Genomic DNA, 20,458 nt, shown 5'->3' on the forward strand with positions numbered 1-20,458 from the left:
GACGGCTCAGGCCCGCCTGACGACGCCGAGCCGCTGAGTGGCCCGGGTCAGCGCCACGTACAGGTCGTTGGTGCCGTGCGTGGCGCCGGCCCGGACGGCGTCCGGGTCGACGACGAGGACCGTGTCGAACTCCAGGCCCTTGGCCTGGCGCGGGTCGAGCAGGACGACGGGCCGGGTCAGGTCGGGGACGGGCCCGTGGGCGGCGTCCGGCAGGGCGGCGATCAGCTCGGGGTGCAGTTCCGGCGGGGCGATCACGGCGAGCCGGCCCTCGGTGCGCAGCTCGACGGCGACCGCGTCGGCGGCCTCCTTGACCGGGTCGTCGACGGTCCGCTCCCACGGCTCCACGCCGGTGGAACGGACCGAGCGCGGCGGCTCGAAGGCCGGGTCCGCCTCGCGCCGGACCTCGGCGGCGACCGCCATGATCTCGGCCGGGGTGCGGTAGTTGACGCCGAGCCGGACCAGGTCCCAGCGGTCCTCCACGTACGGGGCGAGGATCTCCTGCCAGGAGCCGACGCCCGCCGGGTCGCCGGTCTGGGCCGGGTCGCCGACCAGGGTCATCGAACGGGTGGGGCTGCGGCGCATCAGGAGCCGCCACATCATGGCGGACAGCTCCTGCGCCTCGTCGACGATGATGTGGCCGAAGGCCCAGGTCCGGTCGGCGGCGGCGCGCTCGGCCGCGCTGCGGTGATCGGCCTCCTCGTGCCGCTCGGCGAAGCGCTCCGCGTCGATGATGTCGTGCGCGGACAGCACCTCGGAGGCGTCCTTGTCGAGCTCCTCCTTGTCCTCGAACTCGTAGGTCCGGGAGGCGTACGAGACGTCGAGGACGCCCTGCGCGTACTGGATCGCCCGCAGCCGCTCGGCCTCCTCGGCGCGACGGGCGGCGGAGTCGTCCTCGCCGAGGAGTTCGGCGGCCTCGTCGAGGAGGGGCACGTCGCCGGGGGTCCAGGGGCCCGACTCACGGCGGATCGCGGCGGCGTCCTCGTCTTCGAGGTGCGTCGGCTCGGCGAGGTAGCCGGCGAGGAACTGCTGCGGGGTGAGCGGCGGCCAGAGGGTGTCGATCGTGGCGTGCACGTCCGGATTGGCGGCGATGCCCTTGGCGAGCAGGGCGATGTCGTCCGGGCCGAGGAAGTTGGGGCCGCCGTAGGGGTCGGCGCCGATCCGGTCGGCGAGCTGCTCGGCGAGCGCGTCGAGGATCCGGAACACGAAGTAGGGGCGGGCGAGGTTGTGCGGGAGGAGGGTCTCGCGGGCCTTGTGCCGGGCCTCCAGGGCCATGTCCCAGTCGATGATCAGGTCGCCGTCCTCGTGCGGGACGATCAGGGGCTCGCCGCGCTCCGGAACCTGCTGCCGGTCGCGCACGGCCTCGGCGAGCGCGCCCGCCATGGCGGCGGAGCCCTTGACGGCGGCGGCGCGGGGGGTGTCGGTGCCGGTGGCGTGGACGCCGGGGAACAGCTCGCCGGGGGTGGCGAGCAGCACGCCCGTCTCGCCCAGGGACGGCAGGACGTTGCCGATGTAGCCGAGGAAGGCCGGGTTCGGCCCGACGATGAGGACGGCGCGGCGGGCGAGCTGCTCGCGGTGCGCGTAGAGGAGGTACGCGGCGCGGTGCAGCGCGACCGCGGTCTTGCCGGTGCCGGGTCCGCCCTCGACGACGAGGACGCCGCGGTGCGGGGAGCGGATGATGTGGTCCTGCTCGGCCTGGATGGTCTGCACGATGTCGTGCATCCGGCCGGTGCGGGCCGCGTCCAGGGCGGCGAGCAGCACCTCGTCGGCGTCCCGGCTCTCGTGCCCGGTGCGGGTGCGGTCGGCGAGGTCGAGGACCTCGTCGTGCAGCGAGACGACCTCGCGGCCCTTGGTGGTGATGTGCCGGCGCCGGCTCAGCCCCATGGGCTCGTAGCCGGTCGCGAGATAGAACGGCCGGGCGACGTCGGCGCGCCAGTCGAGGACGAGCGGGGTGCGCTGCTCGTCGTCCTCACGCATGCCCAGCCGGCCGATGTGGTGGTCGGCCCCGTCCTTGAACACGAGCCGCCCGAAACAGAGCCCGGTCTCCCCGGCGTTGTACGCGGCGAGCAGCCCGGACTGCTCGGCGACCATCACGTCCCGGTCGCGCCGCGCCTGCATGGTGCTGCCGGGGTCCTTCAGTGCGGCGGCCACCGCCCGCTCGGCCTGATCGCGCAGGTCGTCGAGGCGTGCGTAGAGACCGGTGATGAATTGCTGTTCGTTCCGGAATTCCTCGGTTGACAATTCGACTCCCGCCGCGATACAGTGCGTTTATTGAATGGCATGCGCGCTTTCCACTGCGCACATACGGAGCCAAACAATATACCCGCCGAATAACCTCGACTGTCAATTCTAGGTCGGGGTATTTTTGTGCGCCATGGGACGCGATGCGGCCGCCGACGCCGGCGCGCCCTGCCCCCGCAGGTAGCGGGCCACACACGGCACCCACATACCTCCGCACGGCCGTCGCAATCCCCTCACGTTTCTGCCTCTAGGCTTGAGGCTTCGAGTTGAGGGATCACGAACAACTGTGGAACGGAGCGTGCGGTGACCGCGGGGGAAGCACAGGGCGCAGAGTTGGTCGGCAGGGTGCTCGGCGGGCGATACCGGGTGACCTCGGTGATCGGACGCGGTGGCATGGGAGTGGTCGCCCGAGCTGTCGACGAGGCGCTGAACCGCGAGGTCGCCGTCAAGGTCCTGCGCGCCTTCACCGACGCCTCCGCGGCCGAACTGGCCGACCTGCGGACCCGGATGCAGCGGGAGGCGCAGGCCGCCGCCCGCATCCGGCACAGCGGCGTGGTCACCGTGCACGACGTGACCGAGGAGCAGGGCCTGCCGGTCATCGTCATGGAACTCGTCGAAGGGGCCTCGCTCGACGACGTGCTGATGGAGCGCGGCACCCTGGAGCCGCACGAAGCCGCCGCGATCGGCGCCAAGTTGATGGACGCGCTCGACGCCGCGCACCGGGTCGGCGTGCTGCACCGGGACGTCAAGCCCGCGAACGTGCTGATCGAGAACGGCGGCCGGGTCGTCCTCACCGACTTCGGCATCGCCACCATGGAGACGTCCGGCGACGACGCCATGGCCAAGCTGACCCGCAGCGGCGACATCATCGGCTCGGTCGACTATCTGCCGCCGGAGCGCGCGCAGGGCCGGGAGCCCGGCCCCGCCTCGGACATCTGGTCGCTCGGCATGACGCTGTACGCGGCCGTCGAGGGCACCTCGCCGTTCCGCCGCAATTCCGCGTGGTCCACCCTGTCGGCGATCGTCACCGAGCCGCTGCCGGATCCCCACCGGGCGGGACCGCTCACGCCGGTGCTCCAGGCGCTGATGGCGAAGGACCCGGAGGCCCGGCCCTCCGCGGAGGAGGCGCGCGGCCTGCTGGAGCGCGTCGCCTCGGGAGGGACGGTCCATCTCGCGTCCGGAGCGCACGCGGCTTCCGCGGGCGGCCCGGCTGCCGCTCCGGCGCCCGCGCCCGCCGGCCCCGGGTTCGGGCCCCCGCTGTTCCCCCGGGACGCCCAGCAGCACCAGCGGCACCCGGTGCCACCGCACGCCGGCTACCCGCAGCACGGCGCGCCCGCCGCGGGCCCCGCCGGGTTCCCCGCGCCCGCGCCCACCGTCGCCCCCGCCGCCGAGACGAGCCGCACCGCGGCCCGGCGCGCACGGCGCCGCAGCGGCAACCGCACCCTCGTCGCGGCATCGGCCGCCGTCGCGATCCTCGCCGTGGGCGGCGGTATCACCTACGCCCTGACCCAGAAGGGCAGCACGCCCACGGACGGCGCGCAGGCGACGCCGCCCGGCGTGAGCTCCCCGGCGGGCAGCCAGGAGCCGACCGGGGACGGCACCCCGACGGCCTCCGGGTCTCCCGGCGCGTCCCTGCAGCCGGCTCCCCCGGAGAAGACGGGCGACGACAAGGGCAAGGACGACGGCACTGACGAGCCGGGCACCACGGAGAAGCCCGACGCCGGGGCCGACAAGCCGGCCGCGACCCCGTCCGCCACGCGGACCACCAAGCCCGCCCCGACGACGAAGGAGCCCACCCCGACGTCGACGGCCTGCACCGGCTGGGCCCACTCGAACCGCAGCGACGCCACCGGCTCCCTGTCCGCGAACTCCCACCTCTACACGGGGCCGTACGCGGAATGCTCGACCGTGAGTCCGGTCGACAAGGGCGTGAAGGTGTACTACCACTGCTACATCACCAACGCGTACGGCAACAAGTGGATCTACGCCCGGGTCGCGGGGTCGAGCACCGAGGGCTGGGCCTCCGCCACCAAGCTCAGCAACGGGACGGTCTCGCTGCCCCACTGCTAGCGCCGGAGGGGGTCGACTACCCCAGGACGTCCGCCAGTTCCTCGAGGAGCCGGCGCTTGGGGCGGGCGCCGACCAGGGACTTCACCGGTTCGCCTGAGTCGAAGACCATCAGCGTCGGGGTGGCCAGGATGCCGTACCGGACCGGGATGTCGGGGTTCCGGTCCACGTCGATCTCGACGATCTTCAGCCGGTCCGCCTCCTCCTCCGCGACCGCGGCCAGGACGGGGGTGAGCTGGCGGCACGGTCCGCACCACGTCGCGGTGAACTTCACCAGGACCGGGCGGTCCGCGCCCAGCACCTCCGTGTCGAAGTCCGTCGTCGTCACCTCGGCGACGTTCGTCGTCCGCGTCATCTGTCAGCCTCCTAGTTCGCACGTGGGTTCCGGACCGCCGGGCTGTTCCGCCTCGGCCCGCAGCAGTTGCGCGGCGACCTGCGCCCGCACCGCCTGGAGCTGGTCGATCAGGCCGTCCAGCTCGGTGAGCTTGCGCCGGTAGACGGCGAGCGAGGCAGGGCAGGCGTCGCCCGCCGGGTGGCCCGCCCGCAGGCACTCGACGAACGGCCGGGTCTCCTCCAGCTCGAACCCGAAGTCCTGCAGGGTCCGGATCTGCTGGAGCAGCCGCAGGTCGTCCTCGTCGTACGTGCGGTGCCCGTTCTCCGTGCGCCGGGCGGGCAGGAGTCCCCGGGACTCGTAGTACCGCAGAGTCCGCGTGGTGGTTCCGGCCCGCTCGGCCAGCTCGCCGATGCGCATGCGTACGAACGTATGCCTTGACGCCGACGTCAAGGCAAGCGGACCGTCCGCGCGGGCCCCGCCGTGGTAGGCAGAGGCCATGAGGCACGACGAACTGCTCCGGTTCCTGCGCGACCACCGGCTCGCCGTCGAGGCGTCCGTGGCCCCGAACGGCGCGCCCCAGGCGGCCGTCGTCGGGTACGCGGTCAGCGACGACCTGGAGATCGTGTTCGACACGCTGGAGACGACGCGGAAGTACCACAACCTGAGTACCGACCCCCGGATCGCGCTGGTCGTCGGCTGGGGAGAACGCACCCTGCAGATCGAGGGCCTGGCGGACTTCCCGCTCGGCCCCGACCTGGCGCGCCTGCAGGAGGTGTACTTCGGCACGTACCCGGACGGGCGCGACCGCCTGGCCTGGCCCGGGATCACCTACGCGCGGGTCCGGCCGCGCTGGGTGCGGTTCAGCGACTTCACCCAGGAGCCGCCGGCGATCGAGGAGCTCGAGCTGTAGACCCGCTCCGATCAGCCCGGCGGCAGCAGCGGCTTCCGCTCCACCGGGGAGGACAGGACGATCGAGGTGGTCGTCCGGCCCAGGGCGGAGATCTGCTCCAGGACCTCCTCCAGATGGATCGTGTCGGTGACGGCGACCTTGAGGAACCAGCAGTCCTCGCCGACCACGTGGTGCGCCTCCAGGATCTCGGGCCGGGCGGTCAGCTCCAGGGTGCGCGGATGCCGGAGGGTGTACCCGCCGTGCGGGTCGACCCGGACGAACGCCTGGATGCCGTAGCCCAGCCGGGCGGGGGCGACGTGCGCGCCGTACCCGGTGATCGCGCCGCTCGCCTCCAGGCGTCGGACCCGCTCGGTGACGGCCGCCGGGCTGAGCCGGACCCGCCGGCCGAGCTCGCTGAGCTTGATCCGGCCGTCGGTCTGGAGGAGCTCCAGGATCTGCCGGTCGACCGCGTCGTAACCGGTCCTTCCGGCGGCTGCTGAGGTTTCGACGGCGGCGGAACGCAGATGCCGTGGTTCTTTCGGTTCGGCGGCCTGGACTCCCATGTTTCCCCCTTCAGGCTGCGGCGGCACAACGTAACACTTGAGGCATGGAGATTCTGATCATCGGGGGAAACCGCTATTTCGGAAAGCGGCTGACGGACCGTCTGCTGCTTTCCGGGCATTCCGTGACCGTATTGAACCGGGGTTCCTCGACCCCGCCCGAAGGGGCCGCGCATCTCGTCGCCGACCGGGACGACGAGCGGGCGCTGGAAGCGGCCCTGGGCGCGCGGACCTTCGACGTGGTGATCGACCAGGTCTGCTACACCCCGCGCCAGGCGGCCGTCGCCCTGCGCGTGCTGGGACCGCGCACACGGCGGTACGTGATGACCTCGACCGTCGAGGTGTACGCGTACGAGGACTCCCCCGTGCCGCTCGCCGAGGACGCGCTCGACCTGGGCACCGTGCACGTCGACACGAGCCTGCCGTGGGACGACCCGGAGTTCCTCGACGCGCACTACGGGGAGGGGAAGCGGCAGGCCGAGGCGGTGTTCGCGACCGCACCGGACTTCCCGTACACGGCCGTGCGGGTGGCCCATGTACTGGGCGGGGCGGACGACTTCACCGGGCGCGTCGCCTACTACGCGGACCGGATCCGGACCGGGGAGCCGATCCCGGTGCCGGCGGTGAACCGGCCGGCGACCTATGTGTACGTGGAGGAGATCGCCGCATTCCTCGAATGGGCGGTGTTCCAGGAATTCACCGGGCCGGTCAACGCGCATTCCCACGGCCCGCTGACCACCGCCGAGATCTGCGCGGAGATCGAGCGCCGGACGGGCGGCCGGACGGTCTTCCAGGAGGTGGAGGTCGGCGAGGTGTCGCCGCTCTCCTTCGCCCGCTCCTACGGGATGGACAACTCCCGGGCCGAGAAGCTCGGTTATCGCTTCGGCCACACCACCGAATGGCTCGGCACCGCGATCGAGGAGACGCTGCGATGAGATACCGCACCCTGGGCCCGCTGCGGGTCAGCGCGATCGGGCTCGGCACGATGCCGCTGTCGATCGAGGGCCGGCCGGACGAGCGGCGCGCCCTGGCGACCGTCCACGCCGCGCTCGACGCGGGCGTCACCCTGCTGGACACGGCCGACTCGTACCACCCGCCGGGCGGCGAGCCGGGCGCGGGCGAGCTGCTGGTGGCCCGGGCCCTCAAGGCGTACGGCGGCGGCACGGACGAGGTGTTGGTGGCGACGAAGGGCGGCCGGGGCCGCACGGACGACGGCGGCTGGACGGTGGACGGCCGGCCCGAGCATCTGCGGCGGGCGGCGGAGGGCTCGCTGCGCCGGCTGGGCACGGAGGCGATCGGGCTGTACCAGCTGCACAAGCCGGACCCGGCCGTGCCGTACGCCGAATCCCTGGGCGCGATACGGGAGTTGCTGGACGCGGGCACGATCCGGCTGGCCGGGATCTCCAATGTGGACGCGGGGCGGATCCGGCTCGCCCGGGAGATCCTGGGCGAGCGGCTGGTCTCGGTGCAGAACCGGTACTCGCCCGAGGTGCGCGACGGGGAAGGGGAACTGCGGCTCTGCGCGGAGCTGGGGCTGGCGTTCCTGCCGTGGAGCCCGCTGGGCGGGATCTCGCGGAGTTCGCTGGACGGCGGCTCGGCGCAGGAGGAGGACCCGCGCTTCGGGGCTTTCCACCGGGTGGCGCGGGAGCGCGGGGCGAGCCCGCAGCAGGTGGCGCTCGCGTGGCTGCTCGCGCGTTCGGGGACGGTGGTCCCGATCCCCGGCGCGAGCCGCCCGGAGACGGCGCGGGATTCGGCCGCAGCAGCCGAACTCATTCTGGAGGATGCGGAGTTGGCGGCACTGAACGTTCACTGACCGAAGGCGCCGGACCCATTGACGGGTCCGGTGTCTCCAACTACAAAAGCTTTCTGAGAGCGCTCTCAACCCCCCGCACACCGTCCTCACCGGAGGTGTTCCCTCGTGAGCCGCGTCCGACGAACCCCCCTGCTCGCCTCGCTCCTCGCCGCCGTGCTCGCCGCCGGCGCCCTGCTGGGCGCGACCACGGCCGGCCCGGCCGGGGCCGCGGTGCCCCCGCCCGCGCCCGGCTGGTCGCTGCAGTGGAGCGACGATTTCACCGGCCCCGACCGCTCGCTGCCCAACTCCGCCGACTGGCAGATCGACACCGGCCACGGCTACCCCGGAGGCCCCGGGAACTGGGGCACCGGCGAGATCCAGGAGTACACCGCCAGCCCCGACAACGTGCGCCTGGACGGCGCCGGCAACCTGCGCATCACCCCGCTCCGGGACGCCGCGGGCACCTGGACCTCGGCCCGGATCGAAACGAAACGGGGCGACTTCAAGGCACCGGCCGGCGGCACCCTGCGCATCGAGGGCCGCGTTCAGATGCCGAACGTGACCGGCGAGGCGGCCCTCGGCTACTGGCCGGCGTTCTGGGCGCTCGGCAGCCCGTACCGGGGCAACTACTGGAACTGGCCGGCCATCGGCGAGTTCGACATCATGGAGAACGTCAACGGGCTCGACTCCGTCTGGGGCGTGCTGCACTGCGGCGTGAACCCGGGCGGCCCGTGCAACGAGACCAACGGCATCGGCGGCAGCCGCGCCTGCCCCGGCAGCAGCTGCCAGTCGGGGTTCCACACGTACCGCTTCGAGTGGGACCGCTCGGTCTCGCCGAACGAGCTGCGCTGGTACGTGGACGACCAGCTGTTCCACCGCGTGGACGAAGCCCGGGTGGGCGCCGCCGCGTGGGCGGACATGACCGGCCACGCCGGGTACTTCCTGCTCCTCAACCTCGCCATGGGCGGGGCGTTCCCGGACGGGGTGTCCGGCGTCCGGACCCCGACCGGCGCGACCGTCCCCGGGCGGCCGATGCTCGTCGACTACGTCGCGGTGTGGACGCGCGGGGGCGGTACGACGACCCCGCCGACCACGCCCCCGCCCACCACTCCGCCGCCGTCCGGCTCCGCGCAGCTGTACCTGCGGACCGGGTCGGGTGCGGGCGACGCGCAGGCGTCGGCGGCGACGGCCACGCTGCCGTCGGCGGGCGGCGCCAACCACGACGGGACGCCGTACCAGCCGCAGGTCTTCACCTCGGGCCCGATCACCCGGGCGTACGACGGCGGGGCGACACGCTTCGACCTGTTCGCCGACGCGGGCACGACGGTGGCGAACGGCCAGCAGGTGCGGGTGAGTTACGACCGGACCGGCGACGGGACCTGGGAACGGGTGGAGACGTACCAGTACTTCGCGACCGATCCGGTGCCGGGCTACGAGCACTACACCGAGGCGCGCGGCCTGAGGTCGGCGACCGGGAGCCACGGCGACCTGGTGAACGGCCGGGTGCGGGTCGAGGTGTGGAGCGCGATCGGGAACGGGCCGAGCACGCTCGGGATCGGCAACCAGTCGGTGGTCCGGATCCCGTACGCCTAGGGCTCCGCGTCCCGTACGCGCGGGGCCGCCCGGCACTCCGACGTCCGCGTGCGGTTCCGCATCCCGTACGCGGACGCGCGGGGGACGGCCCCGGCCGCCGTGAAGGCGGTCGGGGCCGTCCCGTACCCGGTGCCCGGATCCGGCTCAAGGCCCGGGTCCCGGGATCATCCGACGGCGGCCGGGGCCTTCTCCCCGCCGTCGTCGCTCCGCTGGTCCGGAAGTCCGGCGTCCGCGGAGGCGTGGTCGTCGACGAGGGTCGTCTCGTCGAAGGGAACCCTGCCCGCGAGGACCTCGGTCACCCGCGCCTTGTCGATCTCCTTCGTCCAGGTGCCGACCAGGACCGTGGCGACGGCGTTGCCCGCGAAGTTGGTCAGCGCCCGCGCCTCGCTCATGAAGCGGTCGATGCCGACGATCAGGCCGACGCCGTCGACCAGTTCGGGGCGGTGCGACTGGAGGCCGCCGGCGAGCGTGGCCAGGCCCGCTCCGGTGACGCCCGCCGCACCCTTGGAGGCGATGATCATGAAGACGAGGAGCGAGATCTGCTCGCCGACCGACAGCGGGTCGCCCATCGCCTCGGCGACGAAGAGGGAGGCCATCGTCAGGTAGATCGCGGTGCCGTCCAGGTTGAACGAGTAGCCGGTCGGCACGGTGATGCCGACGACGGGCTTGCTGACGCCCAGGTGCTCCATCTTCGCGATGAGGCGCGGCAGCGCCGACTCGGACGAGGAGGTGGAGAGGATCAGCAGGAACTCGCGGCCCAGGTACCTCAGCAGGCTGAGGATGTTGACCCCGGCGACCAGCCGCAGCAGCGTGCCGAGCACGAGGAAGACGAAGACGGCACAGGTCAGGTAGAAGCCGATCATGATGACGGCGAGCGACTTGAGCGCGTCGATCCCGGTCGCGCCGACCACCGCGGCGATGGCGCCGAACGCGCCGACCGGGGCCGCCCACATGATCATCGCCAGGATCCGGAAGACCAGCCGCTGGATGTGCCCGATGCCGCGCAGCACCGGCTCACCGGTGCTGCCCATGGCCTGGAGCGCGAAGCCGGCGAGCAGGGCGACGAGCAGGGTCTGCAGCACCTCGCCCTCGGTGAAGGCGGAGACGATGGTGGTCGGGATGATCCCGAGCAGGAAGTCCGCGGTGGATTCGCTCGCGCCGGCGGCCTGCTGCGAGCCCGCCTCGGCGACCTCCTTGGTGAGGTGCAGCCCGGAGCCCGGCTCGAGGATGTTGCCGACGACGAGGCCGATGGCCAGGGCGACGGTGGACATCACCAGGAAGTAGCCGAGGGCGAGACCGCCGACGGCGCCGACCTTCGCGGCCTTGCGGACGGACCCGACGCCGAGCACGATCGTGCAGAAGATGATCGGCGAGATCATCATCTTGATCAGGTTCACGAAGCCGGTGCCCAGCGGTTTGAGCTCGACGGCGACCCCCGGCGCCAGGAAGCCGACCGCGATGCCGAGCAGCACGGCGCCGATGACGGCCAGATACAGGTAATGGGTACGGTCCCGTCGTGCGGCCACGGGGTCCTCCTCGATGGTGAAGCGTCCACGTCCCGGTGGATCCCCGCGACTATCCATCACCCTGTGACCCAGGTCACCGTTGCGTTCCTTTCGTTCACGCAATTCGCCGACGCGTTTCGCGGTCCCTTTTCGGCCAGGCACACTGACCGCATGCGCATACCCCTCCCCCGGCCCCGGAGCCTGGCCGGCCAGCTCTTCGCGATGCAGGTCGTGCTGGTCGCCGTGGTCGTCGCGGGCTGCGCGGCCTTCGCGTACGTGACCGACCGCGCGCAGGCCGAGGAGACGGCGAGGCGGCAGTCGACGGCCACCGCGTCGGCGGTCGCGAAGTCGCCGGCCGTGGCCGCGGCGGCCCGCTCGGCCGACCCGACCGCGCAGCTCCAGCCGTACACGGAGGCGCTGCGGAAGGACGCCGGGGTCACCTTCGTGGTGATCATGGCGCCGGACGGGACGCGCTGGACGCACCCGGAGCCGTCCCAGATCGGACGCACGTACCTCGGCCACATCGACGACGCCGTGCACGGCCGGATGTTCTCCGAGACGCACCTCGGCGTGCTCGGCCCCTCGGTCCGTACCGTCGCACCGGTGTACGACGGCGGCCGGGTGGTCGCGCTGGTGAGCGCGGGCATCACCATCGAGAAGATCAGCGAGCAGGTACGGGAGCAGGTGACGGCCCTGCTCGTGATGGCCGGGGCGGCGCTGGTCCTCGGCGGGGCGGGCACGTACGTGATCAACGCCCGGCTGCGGCGGCACACGCACGGCATGAACGCGACCGAGCTGAGCCGGATGCACGACTACCACGAGGCCGCGCTGCACGCGGTGAGCGAGGGCCTGGTGATGCTGGACGGACAGCGCAGGATCGCCCTGATCAACGACGGCGCCCGGGAGCTGCTCGGCACCGGGGACGCCGACGTGGTCGGCTCGTCGGCGGCCGAGCTCGGGCTGCCGCCGGCACTGACCGGGGCACTGCTGTCGTCCGGGCCGCGGGTGGACGAGGTGCATCTGACCGCCGAGCGGGTGCTCGTGGTCAACACCCGGCCGGTGGTGGGCGGGGAGCGCCGTGGCACCGTGGCGACGCTCCGGGACCGCACGGAACTCCAGTCGCTGGCAGGTGAGTTGGATTCCGAGCGGGGCTTCACTCAGGCGCTGCGCTCGCAGGCCCACGAGGCGGCGAACCGGCTGCACACGGTCGTCTCGCTGATCGAGCTGGGCCGCGCGGACGAGGCGGTGGAGTTCGCGACGGCCGAGCTGGAGCTGGCGCAGGCGCTCACCGACCGGGTCGTCGACGCGGTCGCCGAGCCGGTGCTCGCGGCGCTGCTGCTCGGCAAGGCCGCGCAGGCGAACGAGCGCGGTGTGGAGCTGGTGCTGACCCCGGAGAGCCGGATCGACGACGGACTGCTGGCCGGCACGCTGCCGGCCCGGGACCTGGTGACGATCCTCGGCAACCTGATCGACAACGCGGTCGAGGCGGCGAGCGCGGAGGCGCCGGCCGCGGGGCGGGCCCGGGTCACGGTCACCGCGGCGGCGCGGGGCGACGAGCTGCTGGTCCGGGTCGCCGACTCCGGACCCGGGGTGCCCGACGACGACGGGGAGGCCGTCTTCGAGCGCGGCTGGTCGACCCGCGGAGCGGGCCGCGGCCTCGGCCTGGCCCTGGTCCGCCAGGCCGCCCGGCGCAACCGGGGCACGGTCGCCCTGGGCCGCGCCCCGGAGGGCGGCGCGTCCTTCACGGTCCGCCTGCCGCTGCCCGGGCCGCAGGGCGGGCCCGGGGCCGGGCCCGGGGCCGGGGCGAGCCTCCCGGCATCGGGACCGCAGGCCGAGCGGCCGCAGGCCGGGTCCGCAGCCGACCTCGGCGGGCCCGGGCCCGTCGGGGCAGCCGGGCCCGCCGGGCCCGAGGCCGAGCTTCCCGTGCGTCCGGCCGGAGCGGAGGGCTCGGTATGACGGCCCCTGCCGACGGGATACGCGTCCTGGTCGTCGAGGACGACCCCGTCGCCGCCGACGCGCACGCGCTCTACGCCGGGCGGGTCGCCGGGTTCACCGTGGTCGGCGTGGCCCACTCGCGGGCCGCGGCGGTACGGACCCTGGAGCGGACGCCGGTCGACCTGATCCTCCTCGACCTCTATCTCCCCGACGGGCACGGCCTCCAGCTGCTGCGCTCCCTGCGCGCCGCCGGGCACTCCGCCGACGTCATCGCCGTCACCTCCGCCCGGGACCTGGCGATCGTCCGCGAGGGGGTGTCCCTCGGCGTCGTCCAGTACGTGCTGAAGCCCTTCACCTTCGCCACCCTGCGCGACCGGCTCACCCGGTACGCCGAGTTCCGCGCGTCCGCCGGCGAGGCGTCCGGGCAGGACGAGGTCGACCGGGCGCTGGCCACCCTGCGCACCCCGCAGCCCGCCGCGCTCCCCAAGGGTCTGAGCGCGCCGACGCTGGAGGCCGTCACCCGGAGCCTGCGGGCCGCGCCGGGCGGGCTGACCGCGGCCGAGGCGGGTGCGGCGGTCGGCATCTCGCGGATCACGGCGCGGCGCTACCTGGAGCACCTGGTGACCGAAGGCCGGGCGGCCCGGGCGCCACAGTATGGCCAGATCGGGCGCCCCGAGCTTCAGTACCGCTGGCTGCCCGCGCGGCCCTGACCGGCGCCGCGCCACCGGCCGGACCGCTGCTGACCTGCAGTGTTCGTGCGGTTACCGATTGGTTCGCACATTCCTACAGCATGTGGCGTTGGGGGAACCGACCGTAGTCACGAGTCACTTTCCGCACCTACGGTGGCTTGTGTGCACCCCTCTGTTCCGTCCCCGCCCTTCAACGCCCTCGCCGCGCGCCGACTGCGCGAAGGCCTGGGCATGGCGCCGGGCCACGTCGCGTACGGCCTGCGGGCGCAGTACGGCATGGCCGTCACGCCCGACACCGTCGTCGCCTGGGAGCGGGGTCAGCTAGCCCCCACCTCGCGGGAGCTGACCGCGCTCGCCGGCGTGCTGTGGTGCGCGCCGTCCGAGCTGCTGGCCGCCGCGACGACGCTTCGCGAGCACCGGATGGCCCGCGGCCTCGCGCCGGAGGACCTGGCGCGCCGGGTCGGCATGGAGGCGCACGTGTACCAGCGGATGGAGGACTCCGGCCGCTGGCGCGGCAACGACCGGCAGACCGCGGCCCTCGCCGAGACGCTGGGCCTCGGCCCGCGCGCGCTGCTCACCGCGACCGGTCGCGACGAGGAGCTGGCGGCGGTGCTGCGGGACGCGGCGACGACGCGCTGGCAGGCGTACGTGCGGCCGGCCGCGAAGATGCTGCCGCTGCCGCGCCCCACCCTGGAGGGCGCGCTGCAGCGGCTGCACGGCGAGTACCACGCGAAGATGGCGGCCACCAGCAGCTGGGGCGCGTCGGGCGGCAGTGGCGACGAGGGCCGGGCGTACCTGGAGGAGATCGTCGATCACTTCTGGAACGCGATCGGCTGACGCGAACGGCCGACGTGGTCCGCTGACGCGATCGGCCGACGTGGTCCGCTGACGCGATCGGCTCACGGGGCCGGCCGACCGGCCCACCGGTCAGTCCCGCCGGTCGAAGCTGAACAGCTGGCCGCGCCGCCCCCGCGCGTCGTCCGCGCAGGCCGCCGTCTCCAGCCGCGCCCAGGGGGCGCGCGGGTCCCCGGTCACCGTGATGCATTGGGCGGAGTCGCCCGGCCTGATCCGGTAGCCCTCGACCGGGGTGCCGAAGGGCTCCAGGCGGAAGGATTCGGTCCGCCCCTGCTCGCCGCACTCCGAGTCGTGCAGCGGGGCCGCCGCCTTGGCGGCGGCGCCCGGGACCCCGGTGCAGCCGACGCCGAACTCGGGGTGGTGCGTGACCAGCCGCCAGTGCCCGCTGTCCCGGCCGGTCAGCGGCATCAGCTCGTACCGGGGGACGTCGGCGCCCGCGCACTCACGCTGATACACCTGCCCGCTCCGGTCCGACGGTTTCTCGCCCAGGCAGAGCCCCGCGTCGAGCGTGCGGATCAGCACCGGCCCGGCGGCGGGCGTGACCGGCGGCCCGGACACCCGCTCGACCCCGTCCCGTACGAGGGCGACCACGCTGGACACGGCGAGCCCCAGCCCGGCGACGGCGACGACCGCCACCAGCACCCGGGGTATCCGCCCCCGGTGCGCGGAGCCGCCGGGGGCCCACCGCGCCGCGGGCGCGGCGGCCGCCCCGGCCGGGACGTCGGCATCGAGGTCCGGCATCGGCCCGGCACCGCTCCGGGACACGGCCGGCTCGGCGGTCGTGCCCGCGGCGCCCTCCGCGGTGCGGTCGGCGGCAGCCGCCGCCATGCTCCCCGGCACGGTCCGCACGCCACCCGTCGCCAGTTCCTTGCGGACGACCAGCCAGGTCTCGCGCTCCCCCGGGGGCGTCCCGCAGGCGCGGACGAAGGCGGCGAGGAGTTCCTCGCGAGGGAGGCCGGCGCGGGTCAGCATGTTCGCGACCGTCGAGCGGGGCAGGACGTCGCCGACCGCCTCCGCGCGGGCGGACAGTTCACGGTAGGTCAGCCCCGACCAGTCCTTCAGCTCCTGGAGCCGGGCCAGGAACTCGGCAGGGGTCCGTGCCCCCTGCGGATCGGGAGCTCTCTCCCCCGCGTTCATCCGCCCCTCCCCCTCGTCGACCCGTCGCAGGTTACCGCCGGGTTGGGACATGTCCCGGACAGGCGTAAGCCTTGTTGATCGAGCTGTTCGACTCAAGAGTGGAACACGGCATTTCCGGTCGGGGGGCCGGACTGCCGGCACGACGAGCGGCCCCTGCCCGCCCACGGGGGAGACGGGCGGGGCCGCTCGGCAGCGCGAGGTACGGCCCCGGGAGGCCCGGGTATCGGGGCACCGGGGACACCGGGGTCAGAAGACGGACTCGGCCTCCGCCATGCGGTCCAGCGGGACCGTCTTGAGCTGGGTGACCGCCTCGGCCAGCGGCACCATACGGACGTCCGTGCCGCGCAATGCCGTCATCCGCCCGTACTCGCCGCGGTGCACGGCCTCCACCGCGTGCCAGCCGAAGCGGGTCGCGAGCACCCTGTCGTACGCGGTCGGCGTGCCGCCGCGCTGGACGTGACCGAGGATGACCGGGCGGGCCTCCTTGCCGAGGCGCTTCTCCAGCTCGACGGCGAGCCGGTTGCCGATGCCCTGGAAGCGCTCGTGGCCGTACTGGTCGATCTCGCCCTTCTGGTAGTCCATCGTCCCGTCGGCCGGGTGCGCGCCCTCGGCGACGCAGACGACGGCGAACTTCTTGCCGCGCGCGAAGCGTTCCTCGACCATCTTGACCAGGTCCGCCGGGTCGAAGGGCCGCTCGGGCAGGCAGATGCCGTGCGCGCCGCCCGCCATGCCGGACTCCAGCGCGATCCAGCCGGCGTGGCGGCCCATCACCTCGACGACCATGACCCGCTGGTGGGACTCCGCCGTGGTCTTCAGCCGGTCCATGGCCTCGGTGGCGACCGTGACGGCGGTGTCGAAGCCGAAGGTGCGGTCGGTGGACGAGATGTCGTTGTCGATGGTCTTCGGGACGCCGACGACGGGCATACCCGCGTCCGCGAGCATCCGCGCCGCCGTCAGGGTGCCCTCGCCGCCGATCGGGATGAGCGCGTCGAGGCCGTACTCCTTCTGCAACTCGACGCAGTTCTCGGCCGCTTCGCTGAGCCGGGCGCGCTCCATGCGGGCGGAGCCGAGGATGGTGCCGCCGCGGGCGAGGATGCCGCTGACCGCGTTGAGGTCGAGCGGTCGGTAGTGGCCGTCCAGGAGACCTTTGAACCCGTCCTCGAAACCGATGACTTCGTCGCCGTAACCGGTGAGCGCCCGGTGCACGACCGACCGGATCACTGCGTTCAGGCCGGGGCAGTCGCCGCCTGCGGTGAGAACTCCGATACGCATCGTGCGTCGTCTCCTGATCGCTGTCGTTGCGGTTGCGCCGGTTCCGATTCTCACACGGTCGGACCGCCGACCGCGCCTTCGACTACTCCGCGCTCTTATCCACGGACGGAGGTATTGTCAAGGGGGTATGGCCACCCGTGCGGGGGTTTTCTCGGCGCGGGCGCTTGACGGAATCGGTTGATGGAATCGCCTGGCCGAAAGCGGACGGGTGCGGACGGGAGACGACGGCGTGACGCGCAGCGTGTACGTGACCGGAATCGATCGCGGGGACGGCCGCCAGGTCGTCGAGCTGGGGGTCATGGATCTCCTGACCCGGCAGGTCGACCGGGTGGGGGTGTTCCGGCCGCTGGTGCACCACCGTCCCGACCGACTCTTCGATCTGCTGCGGGCCCGCTACCGGCTCGAGCAGGACCCGGCGTCGGTGTACGGCATGGACTACCACGAGGCGTCCGCGCTCCAGGCCGAGCGGGGCACCGACGAGCTGGTGTCCCAGCTGGTGGAGCGGTTCCACGCGGTGGCCCGGGAGTACGAGGTGGTCCTCGTCCTCGGCACCGACTTCGCCGCCACCCAGCTGCCCGACGAGCTGGCGCTGAACGCCCGGCTGGCCAACGAGTTCGGCGCCTCCGTGATACCGGTCGTCGGCGGCAAGGGGCAGGCCGCCGAGTCGGTGCGGGCCGAGGCGCGCAACGCGTTCCGCGCGTACGACGGGCTGGGCTGCGACGTGCTCGCGATGGTGGTGAACCGGGTCGCCGCCGAGGACCGGGAGCCGATCGCCGAGCGACTGTCCGCCCGGCTGCCCGTCCCCTGTTACGTGCTGCCCGACGAGCCCGCGCTGGCCGCCCCGACGCTGGCCCAGATCAAGCACGCGCTCGGCGCGGAGCTGGTCCTCGGCGACGACGCGGGCCTCGCGCGGGACGCCCTGGACTTCGTGTTCGGCGGCGCCATGCTGCCGAACTTCCTGCCCGCGCTCACCCCGGGCTCGCTGGTCGTCACCCCCGGGGACCGGGCCGACCTGGTGGTCGGCGCGCTGGCCGCGCACGCGGCCGGCACCCCGCCGATCGCGGGTGTACTGCTGACCCTGGGCGAGCGGCCCAGCGACACGATCCTGACCCTGGCGGCCCGGCTCGCGCCCGGCACCCCGGTCCTCTCGGTGGCCGGCAAGAGCTACCCGACCGCCGCCGAACTGCTGGCCCTCGAAGGCAAGTTGAGCGCCGCCACGCCCCGCAAGGCGGAGACCGCGCTCGGCCTGTTCGAGCGGTACGTGGCCACCGCCGACCTGCTGAAGCGGATCTCGGTGGCCCGCAGCGGCCGGGTCACGCCGATGATGTTCGAGCACGACCTCCTTGAGCAGGCGCGCGCCGACCGCCGACGGGTGGTGCTGCCGGAGGGCACGGAGGAGCGGGTGCTGCGCGCCGCGGACCTGCTGCTGCGCCGGAACGTGTGCGACCTGACACTGCTCGGGGACGTCGAAGTCATCCGGAAGAAGGCCGTGGACCTCGGCGTCGACCTGTCCGCGCCGTCCACGCAGCTGATCGACCCGCAGACCTCCGAGCTGCGCGACGCGTTCGCGGAGAAGTACGCGAAGCTGCGCGCCCACAAGGGCGTGACGGTGGAGCTGGCGTACGACGTGGTGTCGGACGTGAACTACTTCGGCACGCTGATGGTGCAGGAGGGCCTGGCCGACGGCATGGTGTCCGGTTCCGTGCACTCCACGGCCGCGACGATCCGCCCGGCCTTCGAGATCATCAAGACGAAGCCGGACGCGTCGATCGTCTCGTCCGTCTTCTTCATGTGCCTGGCCGACAAGGTGCTGGTGTACGGCGACTGCGCGGTGAACCCCGACCCGAACGCGGAGCAACTGGCGGACATCGCCGTGCAGTCGGCGGCCACCGCGGCCCGGTTCGGTGTCGAGCCGCGGATCGCGATGCTCTCTTACTCGACGGGCACCTCCGGCTCCGGCGCGGACGTCGACAAGGTGCGCGAGGCGACCAAGCTGGTCCGGGAATCCCATGCGGAGCTGCGGATCGAGGGCCCGATCCAGTACGACGCGGCCGTCGAGCCGTCCGTCGCCGCCACGAAGCTGCCCGGGTCGGAGGTTGCCGGCCAGGCGACCGTGCTGATCTTCCCGGACCTCAACACCGGCAACAACACGTACAAGGCCGTGCAGCGCTCGGCCGGCGCCGTGGCCGTCGGCCCGGTCCTGCAGGGCCTGCGCAAGCCGGTCAACGACCTGTCACGCGGCGCGCTCGTCAGCGACATCGTCAACACGGTCGCGATCACCGCGATCCAGTCCCAGGGTCAGGAGCTCCCCGCATGACCGGCACCGATGCCACCCGCGTCCTCGTCCTCAACTCCGGCTCGTCGTCGGTGAAGTACCAGCTGCTCGACATGAGCGAGGGCGAGCGGCTCGCGGTCGGCCTGGTGGAGCGGATCGGCGAGGAGACCTCGCGCCTGGTGCACACCCCGCTGCGGGACGGTGAGGGTGCGGCGCGCGAGAAGACCGGCCCGATCGCCGACCACGCCGCCGCACTCAAGGCGGTCGCCGAGGAGCTGGCCGCGGACGGGCTCGGCCTGGACTCCCCCGAACTGGCCGCGATCGGCCACCGGGTGGTGCACGGCGGGCTGCGGTTCACCGCGCCGACGGTGATCGACGACGAGGTGCTCGCCGAGATCGAGCGTCTGGTGCCGGTGGCGCCGCTGCACAACCCGGCCAACCTGCTGGGCATCCGTACGGCGATGACGTTGCGTCCCGACCTGCCGCAGGTGGCGGTCTTCGACACGGCGTTCCACACCACGATGCCGGAGTCCGCGGCCCGGTACGCGATCGACGTGGAGACGGCGGACGCGCACCGGATCCGCCGGTACGGCTTCCACGGCACCTCGCACGCGTACGTCTCGCGGGCGGCGGCGCAGCTGCTCGGGAAGGCGCCCGAGGAGGTCAACGTCATCGTGCTGCACCTGGGCAACGGCGCGTCCGCCTCGGCGGTGGCGGGCGGGCGGTGCGTGGACACCTCGATGGGGCTGACCCCGCTGGAGGGCCTGGTCATGGGCACCCGGTCGGGCGACGTCGACCCGGCGGTGACCTTCCATCTGGAGCGGGTGGCGGGGATGTCGACGGACGAGATCGACACGCTGCTCAACAAGAGGAGCGGTCTGGTCGGGCTCTGCGGCGACAACGACATGCGGGAGATCCGGCGGCGGATCGACGAGGGCGACGAGCGGGCGCTGCTGGCCTTCGAGATCTACATCCACCGGCTGAAGAAGTACATCGGGGCGTACTACGCGGTACTCGGCCGGGTGGACGCGGTGGTGTTCACGGCCGGAGTGGGTGAGAACGCGGCTCCGGTGCGGGAAGCTGCGATCGCGGGTCTGGAGGAGCTGGGCCTGGTGGTGGACGCCGACCTCAACGCGGTGCGCTCCGGCGAACCGCGGCTGATCTCGCCGAACTACGCGCGGGTGGCGGTCGCCGTGGTGCCGACGGACGAGGAGCTGGAGATCGCACGACAGACCTACGCACTGGTACGCGACTGAGCGGCCCTCCGCCCATTTGTATATTCCACCAGACGGAATATTCCGCGATGAAACAAACCGA

17 protein-coding genes are annotated in these 20,458 nt (G+C 73.0%); 10 read left to right on the forward strand and 7 right to left on the reverse strand.

What is annotated here, in order from left to right; all coding sequences use genetic code 11:
• Positions 1-6: 6 nt before the first annotated feature.
• Complete coding sequence (locus tag R2D22_RS11480) at positions 7-2,238, reverse strand: HelD family protein (RefSeq protein ID WP_318102993.1); 2,232 nt, start codon at positions 2,236-2,238, stop codon at positions 7-9.
• A 303-nt stretch (positions 2,239-2,541) separates the two neighbouring features.
• On the opposite strand from R2D22_RS11480, the gene R2D22_RS11485 reads away from it, so the two are divergent.
• On the forward strand, positions 2,542-4,308 hold the full coding sequence (locus tag R2D22_RS11485; protein WP_318102994.1) for a serine/threonine-protein kinase: 1,767 nt from the start codon (positions 2,542-2,544) through the stop codon (positions 4,306-4,308).
• A gap of 16 nt (positions 4,309-4,324) precedes the next feature.
• On the opposite strand, the gene trxA is transcribed toward R2D22_RS11485, so the two are convergent.
• Together trxA and R2D22_RS11495 are read right to left on the reverse strand one after the other, a co-directional pair.
• On the reverse strand, positions 4,325-4,660 hold the full coding sequence (gene trxA / locus R2D22_RS11490) for a thioredoxin (RefSeq protein ID WP_318102995.1): 336 nt from the start codon (positions 4,658-4,660) through the stop codon (positions 4,325-4,327).
• Between the two features lie 3 nt (positions 4,661-4,663).
• The gene (locus tag R2D22_RS11495; RefSeq protein WP_318102996.1) at positions 4,664-5,056 is read right to left on the reverse strand and encodes a MerR family transcriptional regulator; all 393 of its coding nucleotides are present in this window, start codon (positions 5,054-5,056) and stop codon (positions 4,664-4,666) included.
• A 79-nt stretch (positions 5,057-5,135) separates the two neighbouring features.
• Here R2D22_RS11495 and R2D22_RS11500 point away from each other — a divergent pair, with 79 nt between their 5' ends.
• The gene (locus R2D22_RS11500; protein WP_318102997.1) at positions 5,136-5,549 is read left to right on the forward strand and encodes a pyridoxamine 5'-phosphate oxidase family protein; all 414 of its coding nucleotides are present in this window, start codon (positions 5,136-5,138) and stop codon (positions 5,547-5,549) included.
• Positions 5,550-5,560: 11 nt separating this feature from the next.
• On the opposite strand, the gene R2D22_RS11505 is transcribed toward R2D22_RS11500, so the two are convergent.
• Positions 5,561-6,091: an Lrp/AsnC family transcriptional regulator gene (locus R2D22_RS11505; RefSeq protein WP_318102998.1), complete on the reverse strand. Its 531-nt coding sequence runs from the start codon at positions 6,089-6,091 to the stop codon at positions 5,561-5,563.
• 44 nt (positions 6,092-6,135) lie between these two features.
• Between R2D22_RS11505 and R2D22_RS11510 the strand changes: the two genes are divergently transcribed.
• From R2D22_RS11510 to R2D22_RS11520, 3 genes are all read left to right on the forward strand, one after another.
• The gene (locus R2D22_RS11510) at positions 6,136-7,023 is read left to right on the forward strand and encodes an NAD-dependent epimerase/dehydratase family protein (protein ID WP_318102999.1); all 888 of its coding nucleotides are present in this window, start codon (positions 6,136-6,138) and stop codon (positions 7,021-7,023) included.
• Positions 7,020-7,901, forward strand: a complete 882-nt coding sequence (locus R2D22_RS11515; protein ID WP_318103000.1) for an aldo/keto reductase — start codon at positions 7,020-7,022, stop codon at positions 7,899-7,901. The genes R2D22_RS11510 and R2D22_RS11515 overlap by 4 nt, the downstream gene beginning before the upstream one ends.
• 105 nt (positions 7,902-8,006) lie before the next feature.
• A complete protein-coding gene (locus R2D22_RS11520; protein WP_411977006.1) occupies positions 8,007-9,473 on the forward strand; it encodes a glycoside hydrolase family 16 protein in 1,467 nt (488 codons plus the stop codon).
• A 164-nt stretch (positions 9,474-9,637) separates the two neighbouring features.
• Here the strand turns inward: R2D22_RS11520 and R2D22_RS11525 are convergent, their stop codons facing one another.
• Positions 9,638-11,056, reverse strand: a complete 1,419-nt coding sequence (locus R2D22_RS11525) for a cation:dicarboxylate symporter family transporter (RefSeq protein WP_411977007.1) — start codon at positions 11,054-11,056, stop codon at positions 9,638-9,640.
• 93 nt (positions 11,057-11,149) lie between these two features.
• Between R2D22_RS11525 and R2D22_RS11530 the strand changes: the two genes are divergently transcribed.
• The 3 genes from R2D22_RS11530 to R2D22_RS11540 all read left to right on the forward strand — a co-directional run bounded on the left by R2D22_RS11530 (position 11,150) and on the right by R2D22_RS11540 (position 14,439).
• Positions 11,150-12,934 carry a sensor histidine kinase gene (locus R2D22_RS11530; RefSeq protein ID WP_318103002.1) on the forward strand — a complete coding sequence of 595 codons (1,785 nt, stop codon included), beginning with the start codon at positions 11,150-11,152 and terminating at the stop codon, positions 12,932-12,934.
• On the forward strand, positions 12,931-13,623 hold the full coding sequence (locus R2D22_RS11535) for a response regulator (protein WP_318103003.1): 693 nt from the start codon (positions 12,931-12,933) through the stop codon (positions 13,621-13,623). Before R2D22_RS11530 ends, R2D22_RS11535 begins: the two co-directional genes overlap by 4 nt.
• Before the next feature lie 210 nt (positions 13,624-13,833).
• Positions 13,834-14,439, forward strand: coding sequence for a helix-turn-helix domain-containing protein (locus tag R2D22_RS11540; RefSeq protein WP_318109720.1), 606 nt, complete (start codon positions 13,834-13,836; stop codon positions 14,437-14,439).
• Between the two features lie 90 nt (positions 14,440-14,529).
• Here the strand turns inward: R2D22_RS11540 and R2D22_RS11545 are convergent, their stop codons facing one another.
• Positions 14,530-15,594 (reverse strand): helix-turn-helix transcriptional regulator, encoded by a 1,065-nt coding sequence (locus tag R2D22_RS11545; RefSeq protein ID WP_318103004.1) that lies wholly within the window; start codon positions 15,592-15,594, stop codon positions 14,530-14,532.
• Between the two features lie 246 nt (positions 15,595-15,840).
• Positions 15,841-16,866, reverse strand: a complete 1,026-nt coding sequence (locus R2D22_RS11550; protein ID WP_318103005.1) for an ATP-dependent 6-phosphofructokinase — start codon at positions 16,864-16,866, stop codon at positions 15,841-15,843.
• A gap of 229 nt (positions 16,867-17,095) precedes the next feature.
• On the opposite strand from R2D22_RS11550, the gene pta reads away from it, so the two are divergent.
• Positions 17,096-19,183: a phosphate acetyltransferase gene (gene pta, locus R2D22_RS11555; RefSeq protein ID WP_318103006.1), complete on the forward strand. Its 2,088-nt coding sequence runs from the start codon at positions 17,096-17,098 to the stop codon at positions 19,181-19,183.
• Positions 19,180-20,397, forward strand: coding sequence for an acetate kinase (locus R2D22_RS11560; protein ID WP_318103007.1), 1,218 nt, complete (start codon positions 19,180-19,182; stop codon positions 20,395-20,397). The genes pta and R2D22_RS11560 overlap by 4 nt, the downstream gene beginning before the upstream one ends.
• Positions 20,398-20,458: the final 61 nt, after the last annotated feature.

Origin of the sequence: Streptomyces sp. HUAS YS2 (genome assembly GCF_033343995.1) — a bacterium.
In the GTDB taxonomy this organism is placed as follows: Bacteria; Actinomycetota; Actinomycetes; order Streptomycetales; family Streptomycetaceae; genus Streptomyces; species Streptomyces solicathayae.